The sequence below is a fragment of the Quisquiliibacterium sp. genome, assembly GCF_982640115.1.
On sequence record NZ_CEXFHW010000179.1, the window covers coordinates 1 to 7,798 of the forward strand.

General features: G+C 67.8%; 9 protein-coding genes. 5 read left to right on the top strand and 4 right to left on the bottom strand.

Features of this window, described 5'->3' with window-relative positions:
* The 4 genes from AC2H6A_RS16120 to AC2H6A_RS16135 form a co-directional block, all read right to left on the bottom strand.
* Window positions 1–512 (bottom strand): hypothetical protein (locus AC2H6A_RS16120; protein WP_484274734.1); only part of this gene is annotated, 512 nt, incomplete at its 3' end.
* Between the two features lie 6 nt (window positions 513–518).
* On the bottom strand, window positions 519–1,676 hold the full coding sequence (gene prpC, locus AC2H6A_RS16125) for a bifunctional 2-methylcitrate synthase/citrate synthase (protein ID WP_484274735.1): 1,158 nt from the start codon (window positions 1,674–1,676) through the stop codon (window positions 519–521).
* Window positions 1,677–1,725: 49 nt separating this feature from the next.
* Entirely contained in the window at window positions 1,726–2,610 is an 885-nt protein-coding gene (prpB, locus tag AC2H6A_RS16130; RefSeq protein WP_484274737.1) for a methylisocitrate lyase, read from the bottom strand.
* 87 nt (window positions 2,611–2,697) lie between these two features.
* The gene (locus tag AC2H6A_RS16135) at window positions 2,698–3,681 is read right to left on the bottom strand and encodes a malate dehydrogenase (protein ID WP_484274738.1); all 984 of its coding nucleotides are present in this window, start codon (window positions 3,679–3,681) and stop codon (window positions 2,698–2,700) included.
* Window positions 3,682–3,865: 184 nt separating this feature from the next.
* On the opposite strand from AC2H6A_RS16135, the gene AC2H6A_RS16140 reads away from it, so the two are divergent.
* The 5 genes from AC2H6A_RS16140 to AC2H6A_RS16160 form a co-directional block, all read left to right on the top strand.
* The gene (locus AC2H6A_RS16140) at window positions 3,866–4,627 is read left to right on the top strand and encodes a GntR family transcriptional regulator (protein WP_484274739.1); all 762 of its coding nucleotides are present in this window, start codon (window positions 3,866–3,868) and stop codon (window positions 4,625–4,627) included.
* A gap of 120 nt (window positions 4,628–4,747) precedes the next feature.
* Window positions 4,748–5,173 carry a succinate dehydrogenase, cytochrome b556 subunit gene (gene sdhC, locus AC2H6A_RS16145; protein WP_484274740.1) on the top strand — a complete coding sequence of 142 codons (426 nt, stop codon included), beginning with the start codon at window positions 4,748–4,750 and terminating at the stop codon, window positions 5,171–5,173.
* Between the two features lies 1 nt (window position 5,174).
* The gene (sdhD, locus tag AC2H6A_RS16150; protein WP_484274741.1) at window positions 5,175–5,525 is read left to right on the top strand and encodes a succinate dehydrogenase, hydrophobic membrane anchor protein; all 351 of its coding nucleotides are present in this window, start codon (window positions 5,175–5,177) and stop codon (window positions 5,523–5,525) included.
* A 1-nt stretch (window position 5,526) separates the two neighbouring features.
* Window positions 5,527–7,317 (top strand): succinate dehydrogenase flavoprotein subunit, encoded by a 1,791-nt coding sequence (sdhA, locus tag AC2H6A_RS16155; protein ID WP_484274742.1) that lies wholly within the window; start codon window positions 5,527–5,529, stop codon window positions 7,315–7,317.
* A gap of 16 nt (window positions 7,318–7,333) precedes the next feature.
* Window positions 7,334–7,798: 2Fe-2S iron-sulfur cluster-binding protein (locus AC2H6A_RS16160; RefSeq protein ID WP_484274744.1), on the top strand; the 465-nt coding region annotated here is incomplete at its 3' end.

Consider the following 7,798-nt stretch of genomic DNA (forward strand, 5'->3'; position numbering starts at 1 on the left):
TCATTGGCCAGCGTACGGCCGGCCCTGGCATCGAGCAGCATCGACTTGTCGACGATCACCAGCCAGACCAGTCCGGCGCGGGCGTTCTCGAAGCGGCGGGCGCCGGTGCGCGCCTGCACGACCTCCAGGGGCCAGTCCTTGCCCTGCCAGCCGAGCACCAGGCTGCGCCCGTCAGGGGAGATGCGGCGGATGATCACCCGGCGGCCGAGTTCGCAGCGATACAGCCCGGGTTCGAGCGCCATGGGCGCGGCCGGGGTGTCGATCTGCGGCGCCGGCGCGGCGGGCTCGGGAGGCGGCGGTGACGGGGCTGGGGCTGCGATCGGCGGTGGCGCGGGTGCGGGCAGCACCGTGGGTGCCGGCGGCGTCGCAACCGGGGGCGGCTTGGGCGCGCTGGCGCAGGCCGCCAGACCGGTCAGTGCCAGCATGGCCAGCCAGCGCCCGGCCGTGCCGGCCTGGGCGCCCGCGCGCACGCCCGGCGCGGGCCGGGGGCTGACGGTATCGGCCACGAGCACGCTGGCTCAGGTGCGGGCGTCGATCGGCACGAAGCGCAGATCTTCCGGGCCGACATAGTTCGCGCTCGGCCGGATGATCTTGTTGTCGATGCGCTGCTCGATCACATGCGCGGCCCAGCCCGAGGTGCGCGAGATCACGAACAGCGGCGTGAACATCGCGGTGGGCACATCCATCATGTGGTAGCTGACGGCGCTGAACCAGTCGAGGTTGGGGAACATCTTCTTGATGTCCCACATCACGGTCTCGAGGCGGTCCGCGATGTCGAACATCTTGGTGGTGCCGGCGTGCTGCGACAGGCGGCGCGCGACCTCCTTGATCACCTTGTTGCGCGGATCGGCGATGGTGTAGACGGGATGGCCGAAGCCGATCACGACCTCCTTGTTCTCGATGCGGCGACGGATGTCGGCCTCGGCCTCGTCGGGACTGTCGTAGCGCTTCTGGATCTCGAAGGCCACCTCGTTGGCGCCGCCGTGCTTCGGGCCGCGCAGCGCGCCGATGCCGCCGGTGATCGCCGAGTACATGTCCGACCCTGTGCCGGCCACCACGCGGCAGGCGAAGGTGGAGGCATTGAACTCGTGCTCGGCGTACAGGATGAGCGAGGTGTGCATGGCCTTGACCCAGATCTCGGGTGCTGGCCGGCCGTGCAGCAGGTGCAGGAAGTGGCCGCCGATGGTGTCGTCGTCGGTCTCGACCTCGATGCGCTTGCCGTTGGTGCTGAAGTGGTACCAGTAGAGCAGCATGGAGCCGAGCGAGGCCATCAGCCGGTCGGCGATGTCACGCGCGCCCGGAGTGTTGTGATCGTCCTTCTCGGGCAGCTGGCAGCCCAGGGCCGACACCGCGGTGCGCATCACATCCATGGGGTGGGTGCCGGCGGGCAGGCATTCCAGCACCGTCTTGACGGCCGCCGGGATGCCGCGCATCGCGCGCAGTCGCGCCTTGTAGGCGGCCAGTTCCGCGCGGTTGGGCAGCTTGCCGTGCACCAGCAGATGGGCGATCTCCTCGAACTCGGCCACATCGGCGATGTCGAGGATGTCGTAGCCGCGGTAGTGCAGGTCGTTGCCGGTGCGGCCGACGGTGCACAGCGCGGTATTGCCGGCGGTCACGCCCGAGAGCGCGACGGATTTCTTCGGTTTGGGCCCGGTGGCGGCGGGGGCTTGGCTCATTGGCGAAGGTCCTTTACGGGAAGTGACGGTGGCTGCGCGGTGGCGCGGTTCAGCGCCGGGGCTGCTGGGCAAAGAGCTGGTCGAGCTTCTTCTCGAAGTCCCAGTAGCCGATCGAGTCGTAGAGTTCCTGGCGGGTCTGCATCATGGGCACGACGGCGGCCTGGGTGCCGTCGCGGCGCAGGGTCTCATAGACGGTCTGGGCGGCCTTGTTCATGGCACGGAAGGCCGACAGCGGATAGAGCACGATCGCCACATCGACCGCGGCGAGCTGCTCGACGGTGAAAAGCGGCGTCTGTCCGAACTCGGTGATGTTGGCGAGCACCGGCACCTTCACCGCGCGGGCGAACTGCTGGTACATCGGCAGGTCGGTGATGGCCTCGGGGAAGATGCCGTCGGCACCGGCCTCGGCGCAGGCCACGGCGCGCTCGATGGCTGCCTCCAGGCCCTCGCTGGCCAGGGCGTCGGTGCGGGCCATGATGAAGAAGCTCGGGTCCTTGCGGGCGTCGACCGCGGCCTTGATGCGATCGACCATCTCCTGGCGCGAGACGATCTCCTTGTTGGGCCGGTGGCCGCAGCGCTTGGCGCCGACCTGGTCCTCGATGTGCATGGCCGCGGCCCCGGCCTTGATCAGCGACGCGGTGGTGCGCGCCACGTTGAAGGCCGACGAACCGAAGCCGGTGTCGACATCGACCAGCAGCGGCAGGTCGCAGACATCGGTGATGCGGCGCACATCGGTGAGCACGTCATCGAGGCCCGAGATGCCGAGGTCAGGCAGGCCCAGCGAGCCGGCCGCCACGCCGCCGCCCGACAGGTAGATGGCCTTGAAGCCAGCCCGACGGGCGAGCAGCGCGTGATTGGCGTTGATGGCACCGGGGATCTGGAGCGGCTGCTCCTGGGCGAGGGCATCGCGGAACTTCTGTCCGGGCGTGGTCATGTCGGCCTCCGGGTTGGGGTGGGGCGCCGGCAGCGAGCCGGCGCAGGCGCTGGCGCCGGCAGGGTGCCGGCGCGTCCGCAGCGAGGCTCAGCCCAGCAGGTGCTTGACGCCGTCGCGTTCCTCGAGGAGTTCCTTGAGGGTGATGTCGATGCGCGAGCGCGAGAACTCGTCGATCTCCAGGCCCTGGACCAGGCTGTACTCGCCGTTGGCGCAGGTGACCGGGTAGCCGAACATGATGCCTTCGGGGATGCCGTAGGAGCCGTCGGAGGGCACGCCCATGGTGACCCAGCGGCCGTTGGTGCCGAGCGCCCAGTCGCGGACATGGTCGATCGCGGCATTGGCGGCCGAGGCGGCCGACGACAGGCCGCGGGCCTCGATGATGGCCGCGCCGCGCTTGCCCACCGTGGGCAGGAAGACATCACGGTTCCAGGGCTCGTCGTTGATCATGGCCTTGACCGACTGGCCGCCGATGGTGGCGAAGCGGTAGTCGGCGTACATGGTAGGCGAGTGGTTGCCCCAGACCGCGAGCTTCTCGATCGCGGACACCGGCTTGCCGGTGCGCGAGGCGATCTGCGACAGCGCCCGGTTGTGGTCCAGACGCAGCATGGCGGTGAAGTTGCGCGCCGGCAGGCCAGGGGCGGACTTCATGGCGATGTAGGCGTTGGTGTTGGCCGGGTTGCCCACCACCAGCACGCGGCAGTCGCGGCTGGCGGCTTCGTCCAGGGCGCGGCCCTGCACCGTGAAGATGGCGCCGTTGGCCTCGAGCAGGTCCTTGCGCTCCATGCCCTTGCTGCGCGGGCGCGCGCCCACCAGCACGGCATAGTCGGCATCGCGGAACGCGGTCTTGGGGTCATCGGTGATCACCACGCCGGCCAGCAGCGGAAATGCGCAGTCCTCGAGCTCCATGACCACGCCCTTGACGGCGGGCAGGGCGGCGGTGATGTCGAGCAGCTGCAGGATCACGGGCTGATCCTTGCCGAGCATGTCGCCATTGGCGATGCGAAACAGCAGGCTGTAGCCGATCTGGCCGGCCGCGCCGGTGATCGCGACACGCTTGACGGGTTTGGTCATCAGGGAACCTCGCGTTGGATGCGGTTGGGAACAGCGGCGCGCGGGTGCCTTGGCAGGCCAAGACCGGGCCACGGGTGTGGTTTCGAGGATAGCGGCGTGGTCAGTCCGCTGTCAATCCAGAAAGCTATCTTATATAAGACATATGTTATTGAAATTCCGATTCGCTCTGTGATTCAATGAAGGCATGACCGACCATCGCCCCGGCGTCGAGGCGGCGCGGGCCGATACCCCGCGCTTCAGCCCGCTCTATCGCCAGATCAAGGGCCTGATCACCCGTGGCCTGCAGGCCGGCGAGTGGAAGCCGGGCGAGCCCATTCCGAGCGAGACCGAGCTCGCCGCGCGCTTCGGGGTCAGCCAGGGCACGGTTCGCAAGGCGGTCGATGAACTCGCCGCCGAGAACCTGCTGGTGCGTCGGCAGGGCCGGGGCACCTTCGTGGCCACGCACCACGAGGAGCGCACCCAGTTCCGTTTTCTGCGCCTTCGTCCCGATGATGGCGGGCCGCCCGGGCGCATGGAGAGCCGTATCCTCGAGTGTCGGCGTGTGCGCGCGCCGATCGAGATCGCGCGAGCGCTCGGTCTGCGCGGCGGCGAGACCGTGGTGTTCATCCGCCGCCTGCTTTCGTTCGAGCAGCGGCCCACCGTGCTCGATGACATCTGGCTGCCGGGCGCGTTGTTTCGTGGCCTGAGCGCCGAGCGTCTCGGCGCCTCGGTCGGGCCGCTCTACGGCCTGTTCGAGTCCGAGTTCGGCGTGCGCATGATCCGCGCCGCCGAGCAGCTTCGTGCGGTGGCCGCCGATCGTGAGGCCGCCACGCTGCTGGGCGTGGCGCCGGGCTCGCCGCTGCTGCAGGCCGAGCGGGTCACCTACACCTACCAGGACCGGCCGGTCGAAGTGCGTCGCGGCCGCTATGTCACCGATGCCTTCCACTACCGCAGCGCGCTCGGCTGATGCTGCCCGTGAACCGGACCCGGACCCCGGGCACTGCATTGGTGCGGCGCGCAAAAATGCTTCAGAATACGACCGCCTTTTTGTTGCACCGTTCGAATCTCCGTCCCCGATGAGGCACTGATGTCAGAACTCGCAGGAAACAAGGGGCCGCGGGCCCGTCCTCAATTCCGGAACATCCACGTCTCGCAGATCCTCCAGTACCGTCTCCCCGCCGCCGGGGTCATCTCGATCCTTCACCGGGTCAGCGGCGCGCTCATGTTCCTGGTCGGCCTGCCCTTCGCGCTCTATCTGTTCCAGCAGAGCATCACCTCCGAGATCAGCTTCGATGCCTACCGCGCCATCGTCGGATCGGTGCCGGGCAAGCTGGTCATCCTGGTGCTGAGCTGGGCCTACCTGCACCACTTCTGCGCCGGCATCCGCTACCTGCTGCTCGACCTGCACATGGGTACCGCCAAGGAGCAGGCGCGCACCTCGGCCACGATCGCCATGGGCGCAAGCCTTTTCCTCACCGCGCTGGTCGCGCTCAAGCTCTTCGGGGTGTTCTGACATGACCACCAAGCGAATCGTCGTCGGGGCCCACTACGGCATGCGCGACTGGCTCGGCCAGCGCGTGACCGCGGTGCTGCTCGCGGTCTACACCCTGGTGCTGCTGGTGTCTTTGCTCACCCTGCCCGAGCTGAGCTACGGCACCTGGGCAGGGCTGTTCGCCAGCGGCTGGATGAAGGTGCTCACGCTGCTGGCGCTGCTCTCGCTGGTCTACCACGCCTGGATCGGCGTGCGGGACATCTACATGGACTACATCAAGCCCACCGGCGTGCGCCTCGTGCTGCAGGTGGGCACCATCGTGCTGCTGGCCGGCTATGCCTGCTGGGCGGTCCTGATCCTCTGGAGAGTCTGAGATGGCCGAAGTCCTCAACAACCTGGCCAACAACCTGCCGCGACGCAAGTTCGATGCGGTGATCATCGGTGCCGGTGGTTCCGGCATGCGCTGCTCGTTGCAGCTCGCCGAGGCCGGCTACAGCGTGGCCGTGCTCTCGAAGGTGTTCCCCACCCGCTCACATACCGTGGCGGCGCAGGGCGGCATCGGCGCCTCGCTCGGCAACATGAGCGAGGACAACTGGTACTGGCACATGTTCGACACCGTGAAGGGGTCCGACTACCTCGGTGACCAGGACGCGATCGAGTTCATGTGCCGTGAGGCACCCAAGGTGGTCTACGAGCTCGAGCACTTCGGCATGCCGTTCGACCGCAACCCCGACGGCACCATCTACCAGCGTCCGTTCGGCGGTCACACCGCCAACTTCGGCGAGAAGCCGGTGCAGCGCGCCTGCGCTGCGGCCGATCGCACCGGCCATGCGCTGCTGCACACCCTGTACCAGCGCAATGTGCGCGCCCGCACCCAGTTCTTCGTCGAGTGGATGGCGCTGGACATCCTGCGCAACGCCGAGGGCGACTGCGTCGGCGTGATCGCCCTCGAGATGGAGACCGGCGAGGTCATGATCCTGGAGTCCAAGGTCACCGTCTTCGCCACCGGTGGCGCCGGCCGCATCTGGGCGGCCTCCACCAATGCCTTCATCAACACCGGTGACGGCATGGGCATGGCGGCGCGCGCCGGCATTCCGCTGGAAGACATGGAGTTCTGGCAGTTCCACCCCACCGGCGTGGCCGGTGCCGGCGTGCTCATCACCGAAGGCGTGCGCGGCGAAGGCGGCATCCTGCTGAACAAGCACGGCGAGCGCTTCATGGAGCGCTACGCGCCCACCCTCAAGGACCTCGCCCCGCGCGACTTCGTCTCGCGCTCGATGGACCAGGAGATCAAGGAAGGCCGCGGCGCGGGCCCGGATGGCGATTACGTGCTGCTCAAGCTCGATCACCTCGGCGCCGACACCATCATGAAGCGGCTGCCCTCGATCCGCGAGATCGCGATCAAGTTCGCCAACGTCGATCCGATCAGGGACCCCATCCCGGTGGTGCCCACCATTCACTACCAGATGGGTGGCATTCCCACCAACTTCCATGGTCAGGTGGTGGTGCCCCGCAACGGCAACCCCAACAGCGTGGTCCAGGGTCTGTATGCCATCGGCGAGTGCGCCTGCGTGTCGGTGCACGGCGCCAACCGGCTGGGCACCAACTCGCTGCTCGACCTGGTGGTCTTCGGTCGCGCCGCCGGCAATCACATCGTCTCCAGCCGCCTGAAGGACGAGGCCCACAAGCGCCTGCCCGATGACGCCGGCGATGCCACCCTGGCGCGCCTGGCCCGCCTCGATGGCTCCTCCGGCGGCGAGAACACCCAGGTGGTGGCCGACGAGATCCGCCGCACCATGCAGGCCCACTGCGGCGTGTTCCGTACTTCCGAGCTGCTCAGCCAGGGTGCCGAGCGCATCCTCGAGCTCGATGCGCGCGCCCAGCACATCCACCTCAAGGACAAGAGCAAGGTCTTCAACACCGCCCGCGTCGAGGCGCTGGAGCTGGCCAACCTCACCGAGACCGCGAAGGCCACCATCGTGTCGGCCGAGGCCCGCAAGGAGAGCCGCGGGGCACATGCCCACCGCGACTTCCCCAACCGCGACGACGCCAGCTGGATCCGCCACACACTGTGGTTCTCCGAGGGCAATCGCCTCGACTACAAGCCCGTGAACATGAAGCCGCTCACGGTCGAGACCTTCGAGCCCAAGGCCCGCACCTTCTGAGAAAGCCGCCACCGACATGAGCGCCACCATCGAAGCCCCTGTCGCCGCGCCCGCCGCGGCCGCCACCCGTGTGGTCAAGTTCTCGATCTACCGCTACGACCCTGACAAGGACGAGCGGCCGTACATGCAGAACATCGAGGTCGAGCTGCTGCCCACCGACAAGATGCTGCTCGACGCGCTGATGCGTATCAAGCAGACCACCGATGACTCGGTGTCGTACCGCCGTTCCTGTCGCGAGGGGGTGTGCGGCTCCGACGCCATGAATATCAATGGCAAGAACGGGCTGGCCTGCATCACCAACCTGCGCGACCTCAAGCAGCCGATCGTGCTCAAGCCGCTGCCGGGTCTGCCGGTGGTGCGGGACCTGATCGTCGACATGACGCAGTTCTTCAAGCAGTACCACTCGATCAAGCCCTTCCTGATCAACGACACCCCGCCGCCCGAGAAGGAGCGCCTGCAAAGCCCCGAAGAGCGCGAGGAA